Annotated in this window: 22 protein-coding genes; 6 read left to right on the top strand and 16 right to left on the bottom strand. The window is 69.7% G+C overall.

Going from position 1 to position 22,312, the window contains the following annotated elements; genetic code table 11:
• Together VF697_RS27695 and fliB are read left to right on the top strand one after the other, a co-directional pair.
• A partial coding sequence (locus tag VF697_RS27695; RefSeq protein ID WP_331099734.1) for a S8 family serine peptidase occupies positions 1–1,657 on the top strand: 1,657 nt, incomplete at its 5' end.
• A 56-nt stretch (positions 1,658–1,713) separates the two neighbouring features.
• Positions 1,714–3,018: a flagellin lysine-N-methylase gene (gene fliB, locus VF697_RS27690; RefSeq protein WP_331099733.1), complete on the top strand. Its 1,305-nt coding sequence runs from the start codon at positions 1,714–1,716 to the stop codon at positions 3,016–3,018.
• 5 nt (positions 3,019–3,023) lie between these two features.
• Here fliB and VF697_RS27685 read toward each other — a convergent pair whose 3' ends face one another.
• The 10 genes from VF697_RS27685 to VF697_RS27640 all read right to left on the bottom strand — a co-directional run bounded on the left by VF697_RS27685 (position 3,024) and on the right by VF697_RS27640 (position 12,705).
• Positions 3,024–3,287, bottom strand: a complete 264-nt coding sequence (locus VF697_RS27685; RefSeq protein ID WP_331099732.1) for a DUF504 domain-containing protein — start codon at positions 3,285–3,287, stop codon at positions 3,024–3,026.
• A gap of 157 nt (positions 3,288–3,444) precedes the next feature.
• The gene (locus tag VF697_RS27680) at positions 3,445–4,137 is read right to left on the bottom strand and encodes an ABC transporter ATP-binding protein (protein ID WP_331099731.1); all 693 of its coding nucleotides are present in this window, start codon (positions 4,135–4,137) and stop codon (positions 3,445–3,447) included.
• Entirely contained in the window at positions 4,134–4,883 is a 750-nt protein-coding gene (locus tag VF697_RS27675; RefSeq protein WP_331099730.1) for an SH3 domain-containing protein, read from the bottom strand. Before VF697_RS27675 ends, VF697_RS27680 begins: the two co-directional genes overlap by 4 nt.
• The gene (locus VF697_RS27670) at positions 4,880–6,763 is read right to left on the bottom strand and encodes a BatD family protein (RefSeq protein ID WP_331099729.1); all 1,884 of its coding nucleotides are present in this window, start codon (positions 6,761–6,763) and stop codon (positions 4,880–4,882) included. Before VF697_RS27670 ends, VF697_RS27675 begins: the two co-directional genes overlap by 4 nt.
• Positions 6,747–7,742 (bottom strand): tetratricopeptide repeat protein, encoded by a 996-nt coding sequence (locus tag VF697_RS27665; protein WP_414641349.1) that lies wholly within the window; start codon positions 7,740–7,742, stop codon positions 6,747–6,749. The genes VF697_RS27670 and VF697_RS27665 overlap by 17 nt, the downstream gene beginning before the upstream one ends.
• An 11-nt stretch (positions 7,743–7,753) precedes the next feature.
• Positions 7,754–8,809, bottom strand: a complete 1,056-nt coding sequence (locus VF697_RS27660; RefSeq protein WP_414641348.1) for a VWA domain-containing protein — start codon at positions 8,807–8,809, stop codon at positions 7,754–7,756.
• Positions 8,809–9,819, bottom strand: a complete 1,011-nt coding sequence (locus VF697_RS27655) for a VWA domain-containing protein (RefSeq protein ID WP_331099727.1) — start codon at positions 9,817–9,819, stop codon at positions 8,809–8,811. Before VF697_RS27655 ends, VF697_RS27660 begins: the two co-directional genes overlap by 1 nt.
• Positions 9,794–10,804, bottom strand: coding sequence for a hypothetical protein (locus VF697_RS27650; protein ID WP_331099726.1), 1,011 nt, complete (start codon positions 10,802–10,804; stop codon positions 9,794–9,796). The genes VF697_RS27655 and VF697_RS27650 overlap by 26 nt, the downstream gene beginning before the upstream one ends.
• Positions 10,801–11,682 carry a DUF58 domain-containing protein gene (locus VF697_RS27645; RefSeq protein ID WP_331099725.1) on the bottom strand — a complete coding sequence of 294 codons (882 nt, stop codon included), beginning with the start codon at positions 11,680–11,682 and terminating at the stop codon, positions 10,801–10,803. The genes VF697_RS27650 and VF697_RS27645 overlap by 4 nt, the downstream gene beginning before the upstream one ends.
• Before the next feature lie 33 nt (positions 11,683–11,715).
• Positions 11,716–12,705: a MoxR family ATPase gene (locus tag VF697_RS27640; protein WP_331099724.1), complete on the bottom strand. Its 990-nt coding sequence runs from the start codon at positions 12,703–12,705 to the stop codon at positions 11,716–11,718.
• 206 nt (positions 12,706–12,911) lie between these two features.
• On the opposite strand from VF697_RS27640, the gene VF697_RS27635 reads away from it, so the two are divergent.
• Complete coding sequence (locus tag VF697_RS27635; protein WP_331099723.1) at positions 12,912–13,796, top strand: alpha/beta hydrolase; 885 nt, start codon at positions 12,912–12,914, stop codon at positions 13,794–13,796.
• Here the strand turns inward: VF697_RS27635 and VF697_RS27630 are convergent.
• From VF697_RS27630 to VF697_RS27620, 3 genes are all read right to left on the bottom strand, one after another.
• The gene (locus VF697_RS27630; protein WP_331099722.1) at positions 13,783–14,403 is read right to left on the bottom strand and encodes a hypothetical protein; all 621 of its coding nucleotides are present in this window, start codon (positions 14,401–14,403) and stop codon (positions 13,783–13,785) included. The genes VF697_RS27635 and VF697_RS27630 overlap by 14 nt on opposite strands.
• 211 nt (positions 14,404–14,614) lie before the next feature.
• Entirely contained in the window at positions 14,615–15,556 is a 942-nt protein-coding gene (locus tag VF697_RS27625) for a DUF2381 family protein (protein ID WP_331099721.1), read from the bottom strand.
• A 114-nt stretch (positions 15,557–15,670) separates the two neighbouring features.
• Positions 15,671–17,533 (bottom strand): serine/threonine-protein kinase, encoded by a 1,863-nt coding sequence (locus VF697_RS27620; protein WP_331099720.1) that lies wholly within the window; start codon positions 17,531–17,533, stop codon positions 15,671–15,673.
• Positions 17,534–17,664: 131 nt separating this feature from the next.
• Here VF697_RS27620 and VF697_RS27615 point away from each other — a divergent pair, with 131 nt between their 5' ends.
• Positions 17,665–18,096 (top strand): hypothetical protein, encoded by a 432-nt coding sequence (locus VF697_RS27615; protein ID WP_331099719.1) that lies wholly within the window; start codon positions 17,665–17,667, stop codon positions 18,094–18,096.
• Positions 18,097–18,108: 12 nt separating this feature from the next.
• Here the strand turns inward: VF697_RS27615 and VF697_RS27610 are convergent, their stop codons facing one another.
• The gene (locus tag VF697_RS27610; RefSeq protein WP_331099718.1) at positions 18,109–18,234 is read right to left on the bottom strand and encodes a hypothetical protein; all 126 of its coding nucleotides are present in this window, start codon (positions 18,232–18,234) and stop codon (positions 18,109–18,111) included.
• A gap of 39 nt (positions 18,235–18,273) precedes the next feature.
• The gene (locus VF697_RS27605; protein WP_331099717.1) at positions 18,274–18,606 is read right to left on the bottom strand and encodes a hypothetical protein; all 333 of its coding nucleotides are present in this window, start codon (positions 18,604–18,606) and stop codon (positions 18,274–18,276) included.
• 1,292 nt (positions 18,607–19,898) lie between these two features.
• Here VF697_RS27605 and VF697_RS27600 point away from each other — a divergent pair.
• Together VF697_RS27600 and VF697_RS27595 are read left to right on the top strand one after the other, a co-directional pair.
• Positions 19,899–21,203: a DNA polymerase beta superfamily protein gene (locus VF697_RS27600; RefSeq protein ID WP_331099716.1), complete on the top strand. Its 1,305-nt coding sequence runs from the start codon at positions 19,899–19,901 to the stop codon at positions 21,201–21,203.
• Positions 21,200–21,985: a nucleotidyltransferase domain-containing protein gene (locus tag VF697_RS27595; RefSeq protein WP_331099715.1), complete on the top strand. Its 786-nt coding sequence runs from the start codon at positions 21,200–21,202 to the stop codon at positions 21,983–21,985. The genes VF697_RS27600 and VF697_RS27595 overlap by 4 nt, the downstream gene beginning before the upstream one ends.
• Positions 21,986–21,989: 4 nt before the next feature.
• Here VF697_RS27595 and VF697_RS27590 read toward each other — a convergent pair.
• Positions 21,990–22,312 (bottom strand): DNA alkylation repair protein (locus VF697_RS27590; RefSeq protein WP_331099714.1); only part of this gene is annotated, 323 nt, incomplete at its 5' end.

The following is a 22,312-nucleotide window of genomic DNA, read 5'->3' as shown; positions in this document are numbered from 1 at the left end:
CATGGAGCTGACCCACGCCGAGTGCACGGACGTGGCGGCCGGCTCCCTCCCCGCGCGGGAACTGGACGCCTCCTCACGGGATGACCGGGAGGCCGTCATCGTGCGCTACCGCTCCGGCGCCCGGGTGAGCGCGGCGGGAGTGCAGCGCCTCGGGGGCCAGGTGACGGCCCAGTACCACTCCGTGCCGGCCGTGGCCGCGCGCGTGACGCCCGAGGAGCGCGCCCGGCTCGCCGCGGACCCAGACGTGGAGCGCATCGAGCCGGACCTGGAGCTGCGACCGCTCGGACTGCCCATGCTCGCGCCCACCTCGCTGCTCGCGGCCTCCAGGACGACGGCCGGCTCCGTGGAGGAGTACACCGAGGCGCTGCGGCTCGTGCAGGCGCCGAGGGTGTGGGACGCCAACGAGGACGGCCTGCTCGACACGGGAGCCCCGACGGGCGAGCGCGTCAAGGTGTGCATCATCGACAGCGGCATCGACCGGCGGCACCCCGAGCTGGAGGCGGCCTACGTGGGCGGCCACGACTTCGTGGACAATGACGACGACCCGAGCGACGAGACGAATGGCGTGCGCGGCATCGGCCACGGCACGCACGTGGCGGGCATCATCGCGGCCCAGCTCGGCTCGGGAGGCTCGACCTACCCGGGCATGAGCGCGGACGGCATGGTGGGCGTGGCGCCCGGGGCGGAGCTGCTGATCGCCCGGGTGCTCAACGTCCAGGAGCGCGCCAGCATCAGCAACGTGCTCTCGGCGCTCGAGTGGTGCCAGAAGCAGGGGGCGAAGATCGCCTCGCTGTCGCTCGGCAGCACGGCGGACATGGGGCGCACGGCGCGCGAGGCCTTCCAGGCCGCGCAGAACGCCGGGATGCTCATCGTCGCGGCCTCGGGGAACGACAGCAGCCCCAATCTCGAGGCGCCCCTGAGCTACCCGGCGGCCTTCCCCTCCGTGCTGGCCGTGGGGGCGGTGGACTCGATGGAGGAGGTGGCCCCCTTCTCCAACCGGGGCCAGGGGCTGAGCCTGGTGGCGCCCGGCGTGGACGTGCTGTCCTCGGTCACCGTGAAGGGGGCCACCCTGGCGGCGCTCGACGCGGAGGGGGAGACGTATCGCTCCCGCTCGCTCTTCTTCGCACCGGCTGGCGAGTACACGGGGGAGCTGGTGGATTGCGGCGTGGGCGAGCCCCAGGGGTGCCAGGCCGGCTCGTGCGAGGGCTTCGTGGCCTACGTGCGGCTGCTTCCGGGCAACTCGCCCGCGCGCATGGCCAACAGCGTCATCAAGCAGGGCGCGAAGGCCATCATCTTCGGGGCCGACGAGTCGGAGACGCTGGATTGGCAGCTCGCGCTGGATGGGCCGGGAAAGAAGTGGGTGCCCACGCTGGCGGTGGGCCGCGAGTCGCGCGCCGCGGTGCTCAAGAACTTGGGCAAGCGGGTACATGTGAACCTGCGGGGGGTGGACTACGCGTGGTTCCCGGGGACCTCGATGGCGGCCCCCCATGTGTCGGCCGTGGCGGCGCTCGTGTGGAGCGCGCGGCCGACGCTGAAGGCCTCCGAGGTGCGGGAGCTGCTGGAGCGCACCGCGAAGGACCTGGGCGATTCGGGCCACGATCCGCGCTACGGCCACGGGCTGGTGCAGGCGAAGGCGGCGCTCGACGCGCTCAAGTAGCTCGCCCCCTCCCTCTGGGGGCGAGGGCCAGGGTGGGGGTAGTCTCCCGGTGAGCCATGGCCACCGACCCCACCCTGCTGCGCTACATGACGCGCTTCCGCTGCATCGCGGAGCGCTGTGAAGACACCTGCTGCAGCGGGCTCCGGGTGCCGGTGAGCGAGGCGCACTGGCAGCGGATGCAGGCGACGGTGGCGAGCAGCCCGGAGGAGACGGAGCGCCTCTATCAACTCGTGCTCCCGAACCCGGACGGGGCCTCCACCCCGGAGCACGCCTTCATCCAGATGCGTCCGGACGGGCACTGCCCCTTCCTGGACACCGAGCGGCTCTGCTCGCTCCAGCGCCGCCACGGGGACGCCGTCCTGCCGGACATCTGCGCCACCTTTCCGCGCGTCGTCACGAAGTGGGGCGAGCGGGTGGAGGTCACGGGGACGCTGGCCTGCCCGGAGGTGGCGCGCCAGTGCCTGCTGGCGGAGGACGCGGTGGAGCCGGTCTCCGAGCCGTCCCTGTCCCAGCACGTCCCCCGGCCGGAATCGGCGAGACACCTTCCGCTCGACGAAGCGGACGCCTACGGCTTCCACGCGGACACGGTGCGCGCGGCGATGCTGCGACTCCTGCACCGGCGCGAGTATCCCCTCGCCTCGCGGCTCGCCCTGCTGGGGCACCTGGCGTACGGGCTGGACAGCTTCTACTTCCGGGGGACGGAGTCCTTCCGCGGCGAGGAGCGCGCCGGAACCGAGGCACGCTTGGCCGAGGTGCTCCAGGGCTTCGAGTCCCCGGACGCGCTGGAAGCCATGCACCGCGACTTCTCCGCGCTGGCACTTCCGGGTGGCCCCTGCGTGGGCCTGTTCACCTCGGTGTTGAAGGCCCGGATGGCGGCCGGTCGCGGAGAGCGGTTCACCACGCTGCTCCAAGGCGTGCTGGAGTCCCTCCGGCTAGGTGAAGGCAGCCCGGGAGAGCTGGACGCGGCCTGGGGCACCTACGCGGAGCGGTGGCGACGCCTGGAAGCACTGCACGGCGCACGGGTGCGCCAGTACTTCCACAACTACGCCACCCACCATCTCTGGCGCAGCCCGTTCACCGAGGCGCCGAGCCTGCTCGCGTACGTGTTCCGCCTCGTCCTGAGGGTGGGGCTGCTCCGGCTGGCGCTCGTGGGCCATCCTCGGGTGGCGGCGCTCTGCCTGGAGCCCTCCCCCACCCCCGTGTCCCAGGAGCAACTGGACCGGGCGGCGGTGGAGACCTTCCAGCTCGTGGCGAAGCACGTGGAGCAGGCGCCGGACTTCCTCTCACTCGCCGAGGGGCTCGTGGGCCCGGGGCGTGGCGCGGACGCCCTGGGCAAGGTGCTCGTCTTCGCGACGTTCTGAGCGAATCAGCCCTGGCCGAGCTCGACGGAGAGTTCGGACATCCGGTCGATGCGTTCGCGGCGGTCCCACACCATCTCGTGGCCACGCCGGAAGAACCAGACGCGGTGCCAGGGAATCTCCCCATCGGGGACGAACGCCAGGAAGGGAATCTCCTCCAAGCGCTCGCCGCGTGCGTCGTAGCCGATGGTGAACGCGTGCGAGTCGAGCCGGGGGTCCCACCGGATGCGGTGGTACACCTCGCGACTGGTCTGGAATCGGTCCTGAGACATGGCGGTGGCCCTCGAGAAACGGATGGAGACTCGGAGGGGCCTCTGCTTCAGGGCCGGGACAAGCCGAGCGCACGCGGGAATCACCCCCGCGCGACGCACCAGACGCCACGCACGCGCCGGGCCTGACAATCCCGGGACACGCTCGCCAGGGCCCTGCTCAGGCCGCCTGCGCCTCCACCCGCTCGTCGCCGACGATGCGCCCGTCCGCCAGGCGCACGATGCGGTCTCCCACCGCCGCGGCCTTCGGGTCGTGCGTCACCATCACCACCGTCAGCCCGCGCTCCCGCGTGGCCTCGCGCAGCATCCGCAGCACCTCCGTGCCCGTGCGCGAGTCCAGGTTCCCCGTGGGCTCGTCCGCCAGCAGCACCGCCGGCTCCGCCAACAGCGCCCTCGCCACCGCCACCCGCTGCATCTCGCCACCGCTCAGCTCGTCCGGCCGGTGGTGCGTGCGGCCTCCCAGGCCCACCGTCTCCAGCAGCGCCTCGGCCCGCCGCCGCAGCTCCGCCTGCGCCCGGCCCGCCAGCAGCCCCGGCAGCATCACGTTCTCCAGCGCCGTCAGCGTGGGCATCAGGTTGAAGAACTGGAACACGAAGCCCAGCCGCTCGCGCCGGAAGGCGGACAGCTCGTCGTCCTTCATCCGCGACAGCTCACGCCCGTCGATGCGCAGTGACCCCGAGCTCGGCACGTCCAGCGCGCCCAGCAGGTTCAGCAGCGTGCTCTTCCCCGAGCCCGACGGCCCCATCACCGAGAGGAACTCCCCCTTCGGCACCGACAGGGACACGCCCGCCAGCGCACTCACCTCCGTGCGCCCGCGCCGGTACACCTTCGCCGCATCGACGATGTCGATCATATCTCCGCCACACCCTCTCGCTCGGCCCAGCCCTCCAGGCCATTGGGCAGGCGGATGCGCACGTAGCGCCCCGTCTCCTCCATGACCCGCACCTTCAGGCCCGGGTGCACCTCGAAGGACACCTTGGCCTCGTCCCGGGGGAACTCACGGGCGCGCAGCGTGGGCGCGACGACCACGGCCTCCTGCAACGTCTCATGCACCCAGACGTGCGCGGCCAGCAGCGCGCCGGACGGCACCGACGCGGCCACCAGCACGCCGCCCAGCACCGCCGCCCAGGTGCGCTGGCCCGGCCGCATCAGCCGGAAGAGGAGCAGGAAGGCGAAGCCCGCCAGCCACGTCCCGAGGAACACCCACGCCACGAGATTGCCGGGAGTGGCGGCCACCACGCGCTGCAGGAAGGGCTCCTCGGGCGCGGTGCCCACCACCTTGTCGAGCTGCTGCGCGCGGGCGAGCGCGAGGTTGGCCTCGAGATCCGGCCCCTCGCCTCCGGCCTTCCGCGCCCGCTCGTAGGAGAGGATCGCGTAGCCCAGGTTCCCGCGCGCCAGGTACGTGGTGCCCAGGTTGTAGTGCAGGTCCGGGCCGCCGAAGCCACGCGAGAGCAGCTTCTCGTAGCCCTCCTGCGCGGCGACGTACTCCTGCTTGTAGAAGGACTCGTTGGCCTGCTGGTACAGGGCCTGGGCCTCTTCGGGGGAGTAGTAGCCCTGCCCCAACAGCGTGGCCACGAGGATGGCGGTGATGGCACTCACTTGTCCCAACCCTCCATGACGGCCGCGGCGTCATCCAGGATGCGCTCACGGGCGGTCGGCTCGGCGCCGGGGGCGAAGCGGCCCGCGTCACACGCCTCCAGCACGAAGCGCACCCGCTGGCGGCGCTCCACGTCCACACCGGCCTCGGTCAGCTTCGCCTCCAGCGCGTCGCGCGTGAGGCCACCCACTGGCACCTTCAACCGAGCCTCCAGGAAGTTCAGCACGGCCTTCTCCACCTCGCCGTAGAAGGCGCTGGAGCTGCCCGTGCGCAGCTTCTCCGCCTCGACCAGCCGCTTGCGCGCGGCCTTGGCCCGCTGCCGGTTGCGGCTGCCCTCGTCCTCGCGCGACAGCCGCCCGCGCACCAGCCCCGCCACGCCCATGGCCAGCATCAGTCCCACCGGCGCCAGCACCGTGGGAAGGTAGAAGGGCCGCTGCCACACCGCCGCCGCGGGCTCCTCGAAGCGCGCCTGGTAGCGCAGCGGACGCAGGCCGCTCGCGGTGAGGACGTTCTTCTGCTCGGCCGCCGCGTCCGCCAGGTTCGTGGGCACGTTCGTCGGCGCGGACGCCACCCCACCCGCTCCGGGCTCCACGGTGAGCTCCACCGGCTCGGTGCGAGACACCTCGTAGCTGCCCGTCTTCGGATCGAAGTAGGGGAACTCGAGCGCTGGCAGGGTGAAGGTGCCCGTGCGCTGCGGCATCACCAGGTACTCCTGCACCCGGATGCCCTGGATGCGGAAGCGGTTGGGCGTCACCTTGTCCGTCGTCTTCGGGTCGTACACCTTGAGCGCACCGGGCGCCTCCAGCCGCGGCGGGGTGGCGTTCTTCACGTTGCCCGAGCCCTCGAGGATGACCTTCACCGTGACGGGCTGGCCCAGCTCCACGCTCGTCGGGGACACCTCGGTGGACAGCCGCCACTCGCCCACGTTGGCGCTCGACATGCCCTTGGGCCCACCCGGGGGCAGCGGCTTCACCTGCACGTCCAGGTCGTTGGAGACGCGGTGCACCCGGTGGCCGGCGAAGAGGAAGCCGGTGGTGATGTCCGCCTCGGCGGGGGTGATGGACAGACGGCCGCTCTTCATCGGGAAGAGCGCGCGGCGCCGCAGCAGGTAGGTGCGGTAGGGGATGCCATTGACGACGCGCTGCTCGCCCGAGAGCTGCGTGGGGCTCTCCACGTCCTCGCTCCAGAAGCCCTCCAGCTTGGGCATGGTCACCGCGTCCACGCTGGACAGGTCCACGCGCGAGTAGATGAAGAGCGACAGCGTCACCTGCTCGCCCACGTACACCTGCTTCTTGTCCACGGTGGCACGCAGGAACAGGTCCGAGTCCCCGCGCGGAATCCGCAGGTCCTCTCGCGTCGAGTCCCCGGGCTCCTCCTCTTCCTCGGCCCCGCCGAGCGGATCCGGCATGCCGCCGAAGGGGAAGTTGCGGAAGGGATCCGGCAGTTGCTGACGGTTGGCCTGCGCGGGCGGGGAGACGCGGCCCTTGCGCACCGTCATCTTGATGGACTCGGTGCGGTAGGTGCGGCCCCCGGCGGTGAGCACGGCCGGAGGAATGGTGAGGGAGCCCGGGCGGCTGGCGCGCATCATCAGCACGTACTTGCGCACCGTCTGGATGACGGGCGGACCGCCCCCGCTCATCTCGATGGAGCGCTGGGTGCTCTGCGAGGACGAGAGCACCTCGAAGTCATCGGGCGCGGGAAACTGCGGCTGCGCGTTGTCCGGCGGGTCCACCACCACCACGGTGAGCTGGAAGATGTCCTCCGTGCCCACCTCGGTGCGGTCCACCGTCTGGTAGAACTCGACTCCCGCCCACGCTGGCATCGCCGCCAGCAGCAGGGCGAGCGCGGCCAGCGCCGCGCCACCGCTACCAGTCCTTCTCATTGGGGTTCCTCTGCCGCTTCTTCTGCTGGAAGCGCCACATCTGGAGATTCTTCTCGTTCTGCTTCATCGCATCCAGGAGCCGCTCGGCTTCCTGACGATCGATGTCCTCCTGATTGACACCCGCGTCGCCCACCTCCTCGGCTTCGCCCTCGGTGCCACCGTCCGACTCCTGGCCCTCCTCGTCCTCGCCCTGGCCCCCATCCCCCTGGCCTCCATCGCCCTGGCCTCCATCCATGCCGGCATCGCCCGGGCCGCCATCCGTACCACCATCCTGCTGGCCGCCGTCGCCCTGGCCCCCGTCCTGCTGGCCTCCATCGCCCTGGCCACCGTCCTGACCGCCATCCGTCCCACCGTCGGCGCCCGCATCCATCCCGGCGTCGCCACCGTCCACGCCGCCATCATCCTTCGGTGTGCCGCCATCTTGCGGCTGACCGCCATCCGAGCCCGCGTCAGGCCGGCCGGCGTCCTGGCCAGCATCCATCCCGCCGTCCTGGCCGCCATCCGTGCCGCCATCACCCCCACCCTTCTGGGGTGGAGGCAGGTTCTTCAGCAGCACCTCGTAGTTGTGGCGGGCCTGCTCGTCCGACGGGTCCATCGTGAGCGCGCGGCGGTAGGCCTTCATCGCCTCGCGCGTGTTGCCCGTCGCCGCGTGGACGTTGCCCTGGTTGTAGGTGGCCTTCTGCCGCAGCTCCGGCTGCTTGGACTCGCCCACCTGCTGGAAGGCCTTCAGGGCCTCGTCGTAGCGGCCCAGCTTCATCAGCGCGTCGCCGCGGTTGAACTCCACCGCGGGGTCGTTCGGCCGCTCCTTCTTGGCCTGCTCGAAGGCCGAGAGCGCGTCCTCGTAGCGGCCGGCGTCATACGCCTGGCGCCCCTGTTGGATGAGCGGGTGCTCCTTCTCCAGCAGCCCCGCGGCCCGCGCCCCGGACGGCAGCGCCAGCCCCACGGCGAGGAGCGCCAGCACCCACGCGCGCATGCCCATGACTCCCCTGCTCACGACGACCTCCGGCGCGCGGACGGCAGCATCAACATCCCCAGCACCAGCAGCGCGAGCCCCGGCAGGGCGAACGTCTGGAAGCGCTCGTCGTAGCGGACGGTGACGCGGCTCTCCAGCTCGCTCTTCTGCATCGCCTCGATGCGCTCCAGCACCTGGGACATGGCCACGCCGCGCGGCTGGAAATAGAAGGCGCCCCCGGTGCGCTCGGCGATGGAGGTGAGGCCGCCCCGGTCCAGGCGCGTAATCACCGTCTCGCCACTGCTGTCCTTCTTGAAGTCCACGAACTCGCCCCGGCGGTTGTAGACGGGGATGGGCTCGCCCTGCTCCGAGCCCACACCCACGGTGAGCACCTGGACGCCGGCCTCCTTGAGCGCGGCCACGGCCTCATCCACCTGGCCCACCAGGTCCTCGCCGTCCGACAGCAGCACCACCACCTTCTCCTTGGCGCCGCGGTCCGCGTTCTCCAGGAGCTGCTTGGAGAGCAGCAGCGCGTCGCCGATGTTGCTGCCGCCCTGGGGCATCTGGTCCGGCTCCACCGCGCGCAGGAAGAGCTTCACCGCCGAGTAGTCCGAGGTGAGGGGCGACTGGATGAAGGCATCTCCGGCGAAGGCGACGAGGCCCACCCGGTCGCCCTTCAGCTCGTCCAGCAGCGTGGTGAGCTCCAGCTTGGCGCGCTCCAGGCGGCTGGGCTGCACGTCGCGCGCGAGCATGGACTTGGAGACGTCCAGCGCCACCACCACGTCGATGCCGCGCCGCTTCGTCAGCTCGCTCTTGGTGCCACACTGGGGCTGGGCCAGTGCCACCCCGAAGAGGAGCAGCCCCAGCCCGTAGAAGCCGCCCTGCACCGCCGGACGCCAGCGCGAGGTGCCCGGGGCCAGCTTGTCCACGAGGCGCTCGTTGAGCAGCGCGCGCACCCGGGAGCGCCGGCGCAGCGCCGACACGAGGGCCAGGGTGCCCACCAGCACGCCCGCCGCGCACAGCGCGAGGAAGAGGGGCTGCGCGAGCCCCACCTGGTAGCCGAGGATGGTGAAGTGCCAGGGGTCCGTCCGCATCACGGGAACACCCGCAGGAAGGTGGAGCGCAGGAGGAGCTCCAGCGCGGCGAGTCCGAAGGCCAGCAACAGGTACGGGTGGTAGTCCTCGCGGTAGTTGGCCGAGGCCCCACCCTCCATCAGCTTGGAGCGCTCCAGCGAGTCCAGCACCTTCTGGAGGCCCTGCTTGAGGCTCTCCGGGTCGGTGGCGCGGTAGTACTCGCCGCCGGTGGAGTCGGCGATGTCCTGCAGCAGCTCGGGGTTGATGGGAATCTCGGTCTCGCGCCAGACGGTGTTGCCGAACAGGTCCGTGCCCTGGGGGAAGGGCACCTTGCCGCCCTTGCCCACGAGGATGGTGTAGATGGGGATGTTCAGCGACTTCGCCATGCTGGCCGAGTCGAGCGGCGAAATCTTCCCCGCGTTGTTGTCACCGTCGGTGATGAGCACCACCACGCGGCTCTTGGCCTCCGAGTCGCGCAGGCGGTTGAGCGCGGTGGCGAGCGCATCGCCGATGGCGGTGCCGTCCTCGAGCACGCGGGTGCGCAGCTGCCGCAGCACCTCCTTGAGCACCCCGTAGTCGAGCGTCAGCGGCGCCTGCGTGTAGGCCGCGCCGGCGAACACCACCAGGCCGATGCGGTCGTTGACGCGGCTGGTGATGAACTCGGCGAGCACCTCCTTGGCCACGTGGAGGCGGTTCTGCGGGCGGAAGTCGCCGGCCTCCATGGAGGTGGACAGGTCGAGCGCGACGACGATGTCGATGCCCTCGACGCTCAAGTCCCTCACGCGCGAGTCGCGGGACTGGGGCCGGGCGAGCGCGACGACGGCGGCGGCCACCGCGAAGGCCCGCATGAGGGGCAGCAGCGGCAGCATGTACGTGCGCAGGCCGCGACCCTGCCGGGCGAGCACATGCGCCGCGGAGAAGCGCAGCGCGGCACGGGAGCGCCGCTCCCGCCAGGCCCATGCCAGGAGGACCGGCACGAGCAGCAATCCCCACAGGAAGTGGGGGCTATGAAACGCGAGGTCCGGAAGCATGGGACACGGGGACCGCCTCGGGGGGCGGCGGTGGGGGCCAGGTCTTGTCCAGCAGCTCGTAGCCGAACGCGAGCGCCTCGCGGCACGAGTCCGCAGAGGACTCGGCGCGGGCGTACTTCACCAGGTCGGACTCGGAGACGAAGCGCAGCAGTCCGTCCTCCGGCAGGCCCGGGGTGGGCATGCGCCGCAGCTTCGTCATCAGCTCCGAGCTGGTGCACTCCAGGGCGTCGAAGCCATAGCGCTCGCCCAGGTAGCCGCGGACGATCTCCGACAGCCGGAAATAGAAGTCCTTCACATTGCCCTTCGTGGGCAGGTCCTCGGACTTGAGGGAGTCCAGCGCCCGGCGGGTGCGCACGTCCAGGGGCGCGGGCAGCTCCACCACCGCGGCGGCACGGCCGCGGTACTTCTGGAAGAGCCGCCACGCCATGAACCCCAGCGCGACGGCGGCCAGCACTCCGGCCAGCACCCACAGCAGCATCCACGAGCGGATGGCCACCTCGGTGGGCGGCTGGATGTCCCGGAGGTCGGCGCCCTGGGAGTCGGCGTCAGGAGGCAGGGTGGAGCCCACCTCCAGCGTCTGTCCCGGAGCCTCGAAGCGCTTGGGGCCCTCGGGCGTGGACACGACGAAGGGCACGGACGGCAGCGTCACCATGCCCAGGTTGAAGGCGGACAGCTTCAGCCGGAAGACGGTGACGGCCGGCTCCATGCCCGCCTTCGGAGGCTCGCGCGACTGGGACAGCAGCTCGAAGTCCCCGAGCTCCGGCGGCAGGTCCAGCTCGTAGCGCTGGTCCGCCGGGTGGGTGATGACGAGCTCGTAGGTGAAGGGCTCGCCCAGGAGCACCCGCTCGGGCAGCACGCGGCCCTGGAAGCCCGAGGGCTCCACCTCCGGCAGCTTCGCGCTGGCCGGGGCCGGGGGCGGGACGGCCGGCTCCTGGGCCCAGGCCGGCGAGACGAGCAGGAGCGCGACGAGAGCCAGCCACCTCATGCCGCCATCCTCCGGGAGCGGGCGCGGAAGAAGCGCACCAGGGCCATGCCGTGGTCATCCCCGGTGCTCAGCTCCACATGGTCCAGTTCCAGCTTCTTGAAGAGCTTGCGCCGCTCCTCGCGCGAGGCCTGCATGGCGCGGGCGAAGCGGCCGCGGACGAGCGGGTCGCTCGTGTCCACCACGAAGCGCTCGCCCGTCTCCGGGTCCTCCATCTCCACCAGCCCCAGGCGGGGGAACTCCTGCTCCAGCGGATCCTCGATGACCACGGGCACCAGGTCGTGCTTGCGGCCCACGAGGCGCAGCGACTGCTCGTAGCCCTGGGCGAGGAAGTCCGAGACGAGGAACGTCACCGTCTTCCGGCGCGCCACCCGGCTCATGTAGGTGAGGCCCGCGGCGAGGTCCGTCCCCTTCCCCTTGGGCTGGAAGGTGAGGATGTCGCTCACGAGCCGCATCACGTGCGTGCGGCCCTTGCGCGGCGGCACCACCTTCTCCACCCGGTCCGAGAAGAGGATGAGCCCCACCCGGTCGTTGTTGGCGGTGGCGCTGAAGGCGATTTGAGCGGCCACCTCGGCGGCGATCTCCGACTTGGAGCGCTCGCGCGAGCCGAACTCCTTCGAGGCGGACACGTCCACCAGGAGCATCACCGTGAGCTCGCGCTCCTCGGTGAAGACCTTGACGTAGGCCTCGTTCATGCGCGCGGTGACGTTCCAGTCGATGATGCGGATCTCGTCACCGGGCTGGTACTGGCGCACCTCGGAGAAGGCCATGCCCCGGCCCTTGAAGACCGAGTGGTACTGGCCCGCGAGCATGTCCGACACCACCTTGCGGGTGCGGATCTCCAGCTTGCGGATGCGGCGGATGATGTCCTTGGCGAGCACGGCGCGTTCCCTCGACTCCTGGCCCGGGTGAGGTTACGGAACCTCGACGCGATCGAAGACGCGCTGGATGAGCTTCTCGGTGGTGAGCTCCTCGGCCTCGGCCTCGTAGGTGAGGGCGATGCGGTGGCGGAGCACATCGAAGGCCACGGCCTTGACGTCCTCGGGCGTCACGAAGCCGCGGTGGCGCAGGAAGGCGTGGGCGCGCGAGGCCTGGCTCAGCGCGATGGTGGCACGGGGGCTCGCGCCGAACTGGATGTAGTCCGCCTGGTCCTTGAGGCCATAGCGACCGGGCTCGCGCGTGGCGAAGACCACGTTGAGGATGTAGTCCTTCACCTTCTCGTCCATGTAGATCTGCTGGACGAGCTCGCGGGCGCGCACGAGGTGGTTCAGGTCGATGACCTTCTGAGCCTGCGGGGGCTTGCCGCCGCTCATGCGGTCCATGATGACCTTCTCCTCCTCGCGCGTGGGGTAGCCGACCCGCACCTTGAGCATGAAGCGGTCCACCTGGGCCTCGGGCAGCGGGTAGGTGCCCTCCTGCTCGATGGGGTTCTGCGTGGCCAGCACCAGGAAGGGCGAGGGCAGCGGGAAGGACGTGTCACCGATGGTGACCTGCCGCTCCTGCATGGCCTCCAGCAGCGCCGACTGCACCTTGGCCGGGGCACGGTTGATCTCGTCCGCCAGCAGCACGTTGGCGAAGACGGGGCCCTTGCGGACGGTGAAGTTGGCCGCCTGCTGGTTGTAGATCATCGTGCCCACCACGTCGGCGGGCAGCAGATCCGGGGTGAACTGGATGCGCTGGAAGCTGGCGCTGATGCTGTCGGCGATGGTGCGCACCGTGAGCGTCTTGGCGAGGCCCGGTACGCCCTCGAGCAGGACGTGGCCATTGCACAAGAGGCCGATGAGGATGCGCTCCAGCATGTAGCGCTGGCCGACGATGACCTTGCCGACCTCCTGGTTGAGGAGCTCGACAAAGCTGCTCTCCTGCTGGACGCGCTCGGTGAGCGCGCGGATGTCCGTGTTCATAGGTGTCGTCTCTACCAACCCTGGGGAGGCGGGCAGCCTAGGGTGATGTAGGTACGCCGCTCAACAACGCAGCACGCCGCGCATTCCGGTAATTTCGGGGGCCCATGCCCCCGGAAAGACCCAGGAACGACCGGCAGGAGCACCCCAAACCACATCGGGGCGAGGAAAGCCACGCCCCCGGTGTAGGCGGGACACACCTGGGAGCGGTGGAGGCGGCGCTGCTGGGGGAGCTGGGCCCCGGGTGGGGCTCCCGGCTGTGCCCGCTGCGGGGTGGAGGGGTGCTGCGGGTGCTCGAAGGGGGCGAGGGCCCTCCCGTGGTCCTGCTGCATGGGCGCGGGAACGCGGGGACGATGTGGTACCCGCTCCTCCCGGAGCTGGCCCGGGAGCACCGGGTGCTGGCGGTGGACCTGCCGGGCTTCGGGTGCTCCTCGGTGCCCCAGGGGCCACTGCGGACGGCCGAGGACGGGCTGCGCTTCTTCGTCGAGCCGGTGGAGGAGGTGCTGTCCACGCGGGCCTCGGGCCCGCTGACGCTGGTGGGGCACTCCCTGGGCGGGCTGGTGTCACTGGAGCTGGCGCTGCGAGGCCGCGTGCCCGTGGAGCGGCTGGTGCTGGTGGATGCGATGGGGCTGGGCCCGGAGATGGCACGGGATGCCCGCCTGTTCTTCCGCGTGGGCCCGGAGCGGGTGGCGCGAGCACTGGGGCCGAAGCTCTTCGGACGCATCTCGCCACTGCCGGATACGCCGCTGAACCGGCGGCTGATGGCACTGGGTTACGAGCTGCTGACGGTGCCCGGAGGCAGACCCGAGGCCACGCGGGCCTTCAACACGTTGGTGCCGCTCACGGGCGGCGTGTTCCACCGCTTCGAGCGACTGGGCGAGGTGAAGCAGCCCACCCTGCTCTTCTGGGGCGAGCACGACACGGTGCTGCCCGTGTCACTCGCCGAGGCCACGGTGAAGGCACTGCCTCACGCACGGATCGCGCGGGTGCCGGCCGGCCACAGTCCACACCTGGAGCAACCGGAGCGCACTCTCATGGAGCTGAAAGCCTTGTTCGAAGCACGGCCAACAATGCCTCGCGTCAGTAAACGATGAAGTCGAACTTCTCGATGACAGTCTTGAGCGCTTCCGCAGTTGTCTCATACCGCTTCGCCTGGTCTGGGGCGAAAAACGTCATGGCCTTGGTGGAAGGCGGCTGATCGTGCAGATCCTCGACGACAATACGCCCAAAGCGTCCTGGCCACTGGATGCTGCTCAGCTCGCGGCTTCTCTCAATGGGGTCCAGGATGGTGAAGCAGGGCCAATCGGGAAACCGGAGGGTACGGGGGTCGCAACCATGAAAGCGGCAGCCGTCGAGTCGGGCCTCGGTGAAGTCACAGTCCTCGATGCCGCCGTTCTCCCGGCCCGATGACTGTGGGAGCCGGTGTCCGAAGTCACACCCCGACAGGCGCCCCTTGAATCGGCAGCCCCGTAGAAACGCACGCGACCAATCGTGGTTCTTCAACTCCTGCTTCACCTCGAAGGTGCAGCCGATGAAACGAACTCCGTTGATGAACAGGTTGCTGGCGGGCACCTTGAGGACGAGGGCGCAGTTGCGCAGCGTCAGGTTGGAACCCAGGAAATAGAGTGAGTTCTTGTCCGTCAGTTCCAGCCGCTCGTTTTCGATTTCCTTGTCCTCATAGAAGACCTTGGTGAAGAACATCCGCGCCCCTCTCAGAAGGTGAGCATCCGGAAGAACTCGCCCGCCATGCGCCTGCCATGCCGCGCCAAGTTCGACGCCGTCCCGGAGAGAATCTCGTACTTGAAGCCCCCTGCCGCACACGCGGGCTCCCGTCAACCCAGTGGGTAGGTAGATAGCTGAAGGGTGTTTCAGGTTGGTCGGCAGCGGAACCAAATCCTCTCGCGGAGCGGCCTCACGGGAACGTCACGTTGCCGAGGGTGACGGTGCGTCGGCGCTCCGCGTCCCAGAGGGTCAGGGTGTAGCTGCCCCGGGCCTCCTGCTGCGTGGCCAGTGCCTCCACCACCACGCGGCCCCGCTTTAGCCCGCGCTCGAATTGTAAAGCGCTTGGGGCAAGGGGCTCCGGCTGCCAGAGCGGGAGCGGCTTGAGCACCTTGCCCTTGGGGCCGCGCAGCACCGCGCCCACCGCCGTCCAGGACTCCGCACCGGGATTCTCCAGCCACAACTCCACCGCGACGCGGCCCTTCGCGCGGTAGCTGCGGACCTTGTCGGGCAAGAGGGCGTTGCCCTTCAGCTCGGTGAGCGTGCCTCGCAGGTCCTTGGACGCAATGCCCTCCTCCCCCACCAGCCCCGAGGCGAACACACCGCTGAGCCCCTCCGGTACGCCACGCTCGGCGCGCAGTTGCCGCACCTCCTCCCGACACCGCTGGACTTCCGCCCACGCTTCTTTTTCCGCCTCCTGACAGGACGCCACCGAACGGGGCAGGCGGAACACCTTCACCTGCGACCTGCCAAGGCTCGGGTGCCCCAGCAGCACGAAGGTGGCGCATTCGGGGGCCGCCCCGTCGGCGAAGCACACCTCCACCCTGAAACGCTCCCCTTCCTCCAGGTTCTTCGGGGGCACCAGCAGGAGGCTCGTCTGCCCGGGGGCCACGTCCTCGAAGCGCTCGCGCTCCTCAATCCGCTCGGAGTCGGGTTGCAGCGGCGCGTTGAACCGGAACGTGAGGGGCACGTCCGGGCTGATACACACCACGGGTGTCTTCGCGCTGGGCTGGGCCGTCAGCTCGATGAGGGGGCTCGCCGTCTCACATGTGTCCGGGTGGGGCAGCTCGGCGGCCATGGGGGAAGTGGCGAGGACGGCCAGCGAAAGCAGGCCTATGGGGAAAATGAGGGGCACGGCGAGTCAACCTCCAAGGAAAGGCGGGCAGAAGAGACCCGAAACGTTGGCCTCTACCACACCTCCCCGCTCCGTGCCGCCCCGCCTCCTGGCCACCCGAGCCCACGCCGGGGGCTACTCGAAGTGATCCACCACCAGGGCATCTTGCGAGGAAAGGACCACGGCCGCGTCGGCGGGGCCGCCAACGTCTTCCCGCACCGCCCCCAGCGCGTCTTTCCCTCCGTCGCGCAACTCGAGGCAAACCGGGTACGTCTTCCCCCCCAGCGTCCGGGCCTGGGTGAAGCGGCCGTAGACGCGCTCCGCCCCCAGGTAGAGCCGCCCGGAGAACTCGGTGCCGGCCTGGAGCTTGCCCAACGTGTCTTTCAACACCACCGGGGTGGACTCACGCACGGTGACGGGCTTGACACCGCCCTCGTGGGGGAAGCCAACGCCGACCTCGACGCCCATGCGGATGCCCAGCTCCTCCATGGTCTTCAGGGCAATGGGCGGGCAGTCGGCGGGTTGGGGAGGGGGGCGCACCACCTGGGTCGTGGTGGTGGTGCAGCCGGTGAGGAGGAGGGTGCAGATTCCGGCCACGCAGGTGCGCTGGGTGGTGGGGACACAGTCCGGTGCCTTGCGCTGGGGCCTGGGCGCGGGCTTCTCTTGCTTCTTCAAGCGGGCGTCTTCCTTGCGAATCATGGTGGCGAGAGTGGACGCGGGGGTGAGAGGCACGAAGGGCACCGCGCCCCCTCCAGCTTCGGACTGCTCGCGCGGCACCGCCACTTCGCCGCCGAGGAAGGCGTGCGGCGTCGGGTGGCTCTCCAGCCGCCCGGGAGGTAGGGGTTGAACACCCCATGGGCTGACCCCCACCAGCGCTCCCAGCAGCACCCCAACGAGTGCCACGGCCACGACCCTGGTGCGCCCGAGCGGCGGGGCGCTCGGGGCGGGTGCCTTCGGGGGCGGGGGCCCGCGCCGCGCCTTGCGCACGCGCCCCCGCCGGGGCTTCATGGCCTTGAACTCCTGCTTGAAGCGCTCCCACGTGTCCCGGTCCACCACCTTGCCGGGTATCTCCTCCGTCGTGCGCACTTGCGGCGCGTCCGGGTCCACCAGAGGCACGTCCCAGCCCGTATCCGCCCTGGCCAGCGCCGTCTCCAGCGCCGCAGCCACCGCCTCCATGTCCGCCGGGCGAGCCCCGGGCTGCTTCTCCAGCAGGTGCATGCACACCCGGCTCAGCGCCACCGGGACGCGCGGGTTGCGCTCGTGCGGCGCCTCGGGTGTCCGGGTGCGGATGTGCCTCACCATCCGGGGATTGCCCACGCGCGAGCCGAAGGGCAGCTCGTCCGTCAGCAGCTCGTAGGCGGTGACGCCAAGGGCCCACACCTCGTCGGCCACCCCCGGCTGGTAGCGCGCCTCCTCTCCATGCTCCTGGAGGAAGCGGTAGGCCTCCGGGCTGGTGAATTCGGGGGTCCCCGGCGGTAGCCCCGACCGGCCCGGCGGCGTGGTGCGTCCCTCCAGGTGGCCCACGCCAAAGTCCACCCAGACCGGCTGCCCGTCCGCTGTCCTCACCAGCAGGTTCTCCGGCTTGATGTCCCGGTGCAGCACGCCCCGGCGGTGCACCACGCCGAGCGCACGCGCCGCCCCGAGCAGCAGCGTGGCGGCCTGACGCGCCGAGGGGTTGTGCTCCAGGGCATGCGCCAGCAGCGTCAGGCCCTCCACGTACTCCATGACGATGTAGAGGAAGCCCCATTCCGGGTCCGGCCACCAGCCGTAGCCCAGCACCCGCACCACGTTGGGGTGCTGAAGGTGGCGCAGGATGTCGATCTCGAGCTCGCCCGAGGGGCACACCGGGCGCGACCGGAAGAACTTGAGGACGACCAAGCGTCCGGCGCACTCGGCCTTGTAGACGTAGCCCTGGCCCCCCTGGCCCAGGGGAGCCACCACACGGTACTGGCCCACCAGGTCCCCGGGCCCGGGCAGTCTGTACGGCGGTGTGCTCACGGCGGGGGCTACCTCCACGACATCGGCGATGCCACCCTCCGAGCCGTCCTGAAAAGACTGGGCGGACCATTCTACCCAAGAAGTCATGTCGTGATATAGAGTCGTGCCGATAACCTCATCGGAGCACCTTCGTGCAGATAACGACCTGGTTCATCGCGAAAAAAGAAGAGGCGGAGGCGATCGAGTCCATCGTCACCACCGAGGAGCACTCCCCGGAAGACTGGCCGAACATCGAGCTTCCGCTCATCGAGATGGAGCTGATGGCGCTCTCCGCCGCACTCCGGGGCGCGAAGGCCATCACGGCCAAACCCACCTTGGCGGATCGGCTCATCTTCCGGGAGGAAGACGGCATGATCGTCGCCTGCGTGGTGGATTCCTTCATCCAGGCGCTGGCACGTGTGCCGGACGAGAACGTGCCCGGCCTCGTTGACGCCTGGGTGGAGCGGCTCGACCAGGAGAATCACCAGCCGGAGAAGCTGCGCGAAATCCTCTCGGGCTTGGTGAAGTTCGCGCGGGAGGCGGTGGCACGCCGCAGCCCGGTGCTGTCGCTCACGACGTTCTGAGGAGACGTTGCGTCAGGCCTCCGCCAGGAACGGCCAGGCCCGGAGGCGCTGGATGCCCGCCTCTTCTTCCGCGTGGGTCTGGAGCGCGAGCGACTGGGCGAGGTGAAGCAGCCCACCCTGCTCTTCTGGGTCGAGCACGACACGGTGTTGCCCGTGTCACTCGCCGAAGCCGCGGTGTTAGAAACCATAGGGCTGCCGAGCCAGAACCTGCCCCTCGGGAGAAACAGCGAAAGCCTCCCACCAGTCAAGCATCCGGAAGCGCTTGCCCCCACAACGCTCAAACCGTTGAGCGATGCTGACATAGTAATGGCCTTTCCATGCATACACCGTCGCGCTCAGCCCCGCGGCAGGTGTAGGACAGCCCTCGAAGAGACCTTGCCCGGACCAGAGCCGAGCCGTCTCCCGGATCGCCGCTGCCGCGACCAGCGCGGCCTCTCCGTTGATTTCTCCGTTGACCTCGCTCGCGACAGGCTGAAGCTTCGCCAGCTCTTCGGGCGTTGGCCACTGCACCGCTGGCTCCCTGCTGCGAAGAAATGGGGCAAGCACACTGCACCCCGTGGAGCTCATGGCCACCGCCAGAATCGCGCATGTGAGACGCATGACCTGCTCCTTGTGCCTGTGGCGCATTACCCACCGCCAGGGGTGAAGGGGGGCATACATTTCGCCGGCCCGCCTCCGGACGGATCCGGCTCGCATCGGGCTCGCCACTCCCATTCCCTTCCATTCCACTCGTGGACATCTCCGGTGGAGCGCAAGAGCAGGTAGATGGGCTGATTGCCCTTCCGCGCAAAGATGAAGCTTTGCACCACGATGGGAGTGCCATCGACGACGGGAGGCTCGCCAGTGACGCCGTTTCCCGGGTAGAGATCCAGACGGGACATGCCTCGTGTGAAGTCGAAGTCCACAGGCCATGTTCCCATGTCTGGAGTCGATGGCCCACGCCAACACGGATGGTTATGAAGCAATCCAATAAGGGTGGTCCGGCGAGCTGGGAAGTCCGCATCCCTGACGAATTGGGGTGGGAAGCAACCCCTTTCTGAATTGACCAGGTTTCGCCGAGGGGTAGTCAAGCGCAGCTCATAGCTGGAAGCCTGCTCGTTCTCTGCCGTATTGACCACGTAAAGCGCGCTGCAGTATTCGGCCGAAATGTTGAGGATGGGCGTGCGGTTCACCGGGTCGGTCGCGTCGCAGCTCGTTGCTCCCTCGAGGCGGAGGACCTCGTCCGCCATGACCTTCAACACCTCGATAGGCAAGAGCCCTGGTATCGCGTGTTGCGTCAGGTCCTTCCGCGACAGCAATACGCCCGGGAAGCGACTCCATGGCCCTGAAGCCTCGTCACTCCCAGGACCCGAGTAGAGGATATAATCCCTAGGGGGGCTCGCACATGAATGGGAGACGAGCATGGCCATGAACAGCCAGATACACCCCGCGGTGGAAGGCTGAAGGATTTTCCCGGGCGGCACCGTTGCGCCTGAACGATGAGGTGTTTGACGATCTCGCAAGCACTTCATCTTCAAAGCCTCATGGCTGGGAGCACTCCCTGGAATCGCGACAACAAGACCCACCAGCTTACAGCAGTGCACATCAGTGAGCAAGGCAGCCCATCCCCATCAACCAGCAGGAGAAGAACACCAACTGAACCGCTCTGCGAGGGCCGCATGAATCATTGTGAAGTTCGCGCGGGAGGCGGTGGCACGCCGCAGCCCGGTGCTGTCGCTCACGACGTTCTGAAGTGACATTGCGTCAGGCTTCCGCGCCAGTAACGTCCATGGGCAACCTGTACTCCCCAGCCGGAGGCGCCCATGACCCGCGGAACCAAGACTCCCGAGCAGGACTCGACCGAGGGAATGGCCCGTCCCCGGGGTTATGAGCAGGTCGACAAGCTGTCCGTCCCCCTGCCCCATGGCACCGAGGTGACCACCCGCGTGGAGCGCGTGGCTGGAGACCGGCGCGTACCCCAGGGCGTGGTGGGCCGCGTGGTGCGTGAGCGCGGCGGGGGCTTCGACGTCCAGGTCGTCGGCGTGGGCGAGCTCTGGTACGCCCGGGACGAGCTGGTGCCTCGCAAGCCGGGCCAGCTCCAGTTCGCGCTCCGGCGCGCCGCCACCTGGGATGCCCTGCGCCCGTGCGTGGTGGTGGAGACCGTGGTGGGCTCGCAGGCCTGGGGGCTCGCCAACGAGTCCTCCGACGTCGACCTGCGCGGCGTCTTCGGCCTCCCCCTCCCCTGGCACTTCGGCCTCGCCGACAAGCCGAAGGATCTCGTCAGCGCCGACGGCAGCCACACCTACTGGGAGCTCTCCAAGGCGGTGGAGCAGGCCCTCCGGGCCGACCCCAACACCCTGGAGATGCTCTTCGTCCCCAGCGCCCGCGCCTCGGACCCGCTGGGCGAGTGGTTGCTCGCCGAACGCGACGCCTTCGTCTCCAAGGCCATCTTCGGCAGCTTCGGCCGGTACGCCATGAGTCAGCTCGACAAGCTCACCCGCAGCCAGCGGCTCGCCGAGCACCGCGACCTGGTGCTCGAGTGGCTGTGCGAGGAGCCCGCCCCGAGCCTCGACGAGGTGGCCCGACGGCTCGCGGCCATCTCCCCGCGCTCCGCCCCCACTCCCGAGGACGCGCTGCTCGCGGCCAAGACGTACCTCAAGCAGCTCTACCGCTCGCTGTGGGACCAGGGCCTCCTCGAGGCCAACGACCTCGCCGCCCTCACCCGCTATGCGCGCGGTGGCGGCCAGCGGCCTCCCAGCGCTCGCGAGCTGCGGCCGAAGAACGCCTACAACCTGCTGCGCCTCGTGGTGCTCGCCACGGGGTGGCTGCGGGACGGGGTGCCCACCTTCGAGGTCTCCGGCCCCCACCGCGAGCGCATGCTGGACATCAAGGCGGGCCGGGTCCCGCTGGAGGAGGTGCTGCGGGACGCGGAGGCCCTGGCACCGGAACTGGAAGAGGCCCACCGCACCAGCCGGCTCCCGGCGTTCCCCGACTACGGGCGCGCGGACCGGCTGCTGCGGCGCGTGGGCGAGGAGCTGGCGCGGCGCTGGGTGATGCAGGAGCCCGGGCCGCTCGGCCGCGACGCTCCCGCGCCCCCGGCCGTCGAATGGAAGGAAGAAACGTCATGACGCGCAACCTGATGACGGAGCACCAGGCCCAGGTGGCCGACCGCGTGCTCGATGAAGAGTCGGCCCGCCGCGAGCACCTCGTCGTGTCCCTCTCGGGCGCGCACGCGTACGGCTTCCCGTCGCCCGACAGCGACCTGGACCTCAAGTGCGTCCACGTCGCCCCCACCTCGCAACTGCTCCGCCTGGAGCAGCGGGGCCCCCTCGACTCCACCGAGCGCCTGGAGGTGCTGGACGGCGTCGAGGTGGACTACTCGTCCAACGAGCTCGCCCCCGTGCTGCACGGCGTCCTCCAGGGCAATGGCAACTACCTGGAGCGGCTGCTCGGGGCCCACTCCCTGCGCGGCTCCGCCGAGCTGGAGTCCTTGCGTCCCCTGGTGCGCCGCACGCTGTCGCGGCGTCTCCACCGGCACTACCGCGGCTTCGCCCATGGCCAGCTCCGCGAGTGGGAGAAGACGGGCTTCCGCTCCACCAAGAAGCTTCTCTACGTGCTGCGCACGACGCTCACCGGCACCCATGCGCTGCTCACCGGCGAGGTGGTGACGGACCTCACCGCGCTGATGGACCGCTACGGGTTCTCCGAGGCGGGTGAGCTCGTCGCCTGGAAGCGCCGGGGTGAGCGCAGCGAGCTGCCCGAAGCCCTGTCCGAACACTGGCGCGGACAGGTGGCTCGGGCCTTCGAGCGACTCGATGAGGCGCGGGAGCGCTCCGTGCTCCCCGAGGAGCCCGAGGGAGCCGCCGAGCTGGAGGCGTGGTTGCTTCAGGTCCGGCGCTCGCGGTTCTGAGTCCTCAGGCGCGCTTCCGCTCCAGGTAGTGCTTGCGGCGCTCCGGGCTGAGTTTCTCGATGGCGTAGCGCAGCATGGTCCTCGGCATCTCCCAGGCATGGCGGTCGAGGAAGGCTTCCTCGGCCGCGAGGTCCCGCTTGCCCACCTCGCGCAGCATCCAGCCGACCGCCTTGTGCATCAGGTCATGCGGGTCGTGAAGCAGGAGCCCGGCGAGCTTCAGCGTGGGCCTGAAGTCTCTCGCGCGGATGAACGCCAGGGTCGAGAGAATCGCGATGCGCCGCTCCCACAGCACCGGCGAGCGCGCCCACTCGGCGAGCAGTGACTCGA

The organism is Archangium sp. (assembly GCF_036388035.1).
GTDB lineage: Bacteria > Myxococcota > Myxococcia > Myxococcales > Myxococcaceae > Archangium.
This window is presented reverse-complemented; position numbering and strand designations above follow the sequence as displayed.

Excerpts from the sequence above, each read along its gene's own strand:
- fliB (WP_331099733.1), top strand. The coding sequence starts at position 1,714 with ATGGCCACCGACCCCACCCTGCTGCGCTACATGACGCGCTTCCGCTGC.
- VF697_RS27655 (WP_331099727.1), bottom strand. The coding sequence starts at position 9,819 with ATGCTTCCGGACCTCGCGTTTCATAGCCCCCACTTCCTGTGGGGATTG.
- VF697_RS27685 (WP_331099732.1), bottom strand. The coding sequence starts at position 3,287 with ATGTCTCAGGACCGATTCCAGACCAGTCGCGAGGTGTACCACCGCATC.
- VF697_RS27660 (WP_414641348.1), bottom strand. The coding sequence starts at position 8,809 with ATGCGGACGGACCCCTGGCACTTCACCATCCTCGGCTACCAGGTGGGG.
- VF697_RS27650 (WP_331099726.1), bottom strand. The coding sequence starts at position 10,804 with ATGAGGTGGCTGGCTCTCGTCGCGCTCCTGCTCGTCTCGCCGGCCTGG.
- VF697_RS27595 (WP_331099715.1), top strand. The coding sequence starts at position 21,200 with ATGACGCGCAACCTGATGACGGAGCACCAGGCCCAGGTGGCCGACCGC.
- VF697_RS27680 (WP_331099731.1), bottom strand. The coding sequence starts at position 4,137 with ATGATCGACATCGTCGATGCGGCGAAGGTGTACCGGCGCGGGCGCACG.
- VF697_RS27665 (WP_414641349.1), bottom strand. The coding sequence starts at position 7,742 with ATGGGCATGCGCGCGTGGGTGCTGGCGCTCCTCGCCGTGGGGCTGGCG.
- VF697_RS27600 (WP_331099716.1), top strand. The coding sequence starts at position 19,899 with ATGACCCGCGGAACCAAGACTCCCGAGCAGGACTCGACCGAGGGAATG.
- VF697_RS27630 (WP_331099722.1), bottom strand. The coding sequence starts at position 14,403 with ATGTTCTTCACCAAGGTCTTCTATGAGGACAAGGAAATCGAAAACGAG.
- VF697_RS27670 (WP_331099729.1), bottom strand. The coding sequence starts at position 6,763 with ATGAGAAGGACTGGTAGCGGTGGCGCGGCGCTGGCCGCGCTCGCCCTG.
- VF697_RS27640 (WP_331099724.1), bottom strand. The coding sequence starts at position 12,705 with ATGAACACGGACATCCGCGCGCTCACCGAGCGCGTCCAGCAGGAGAGC.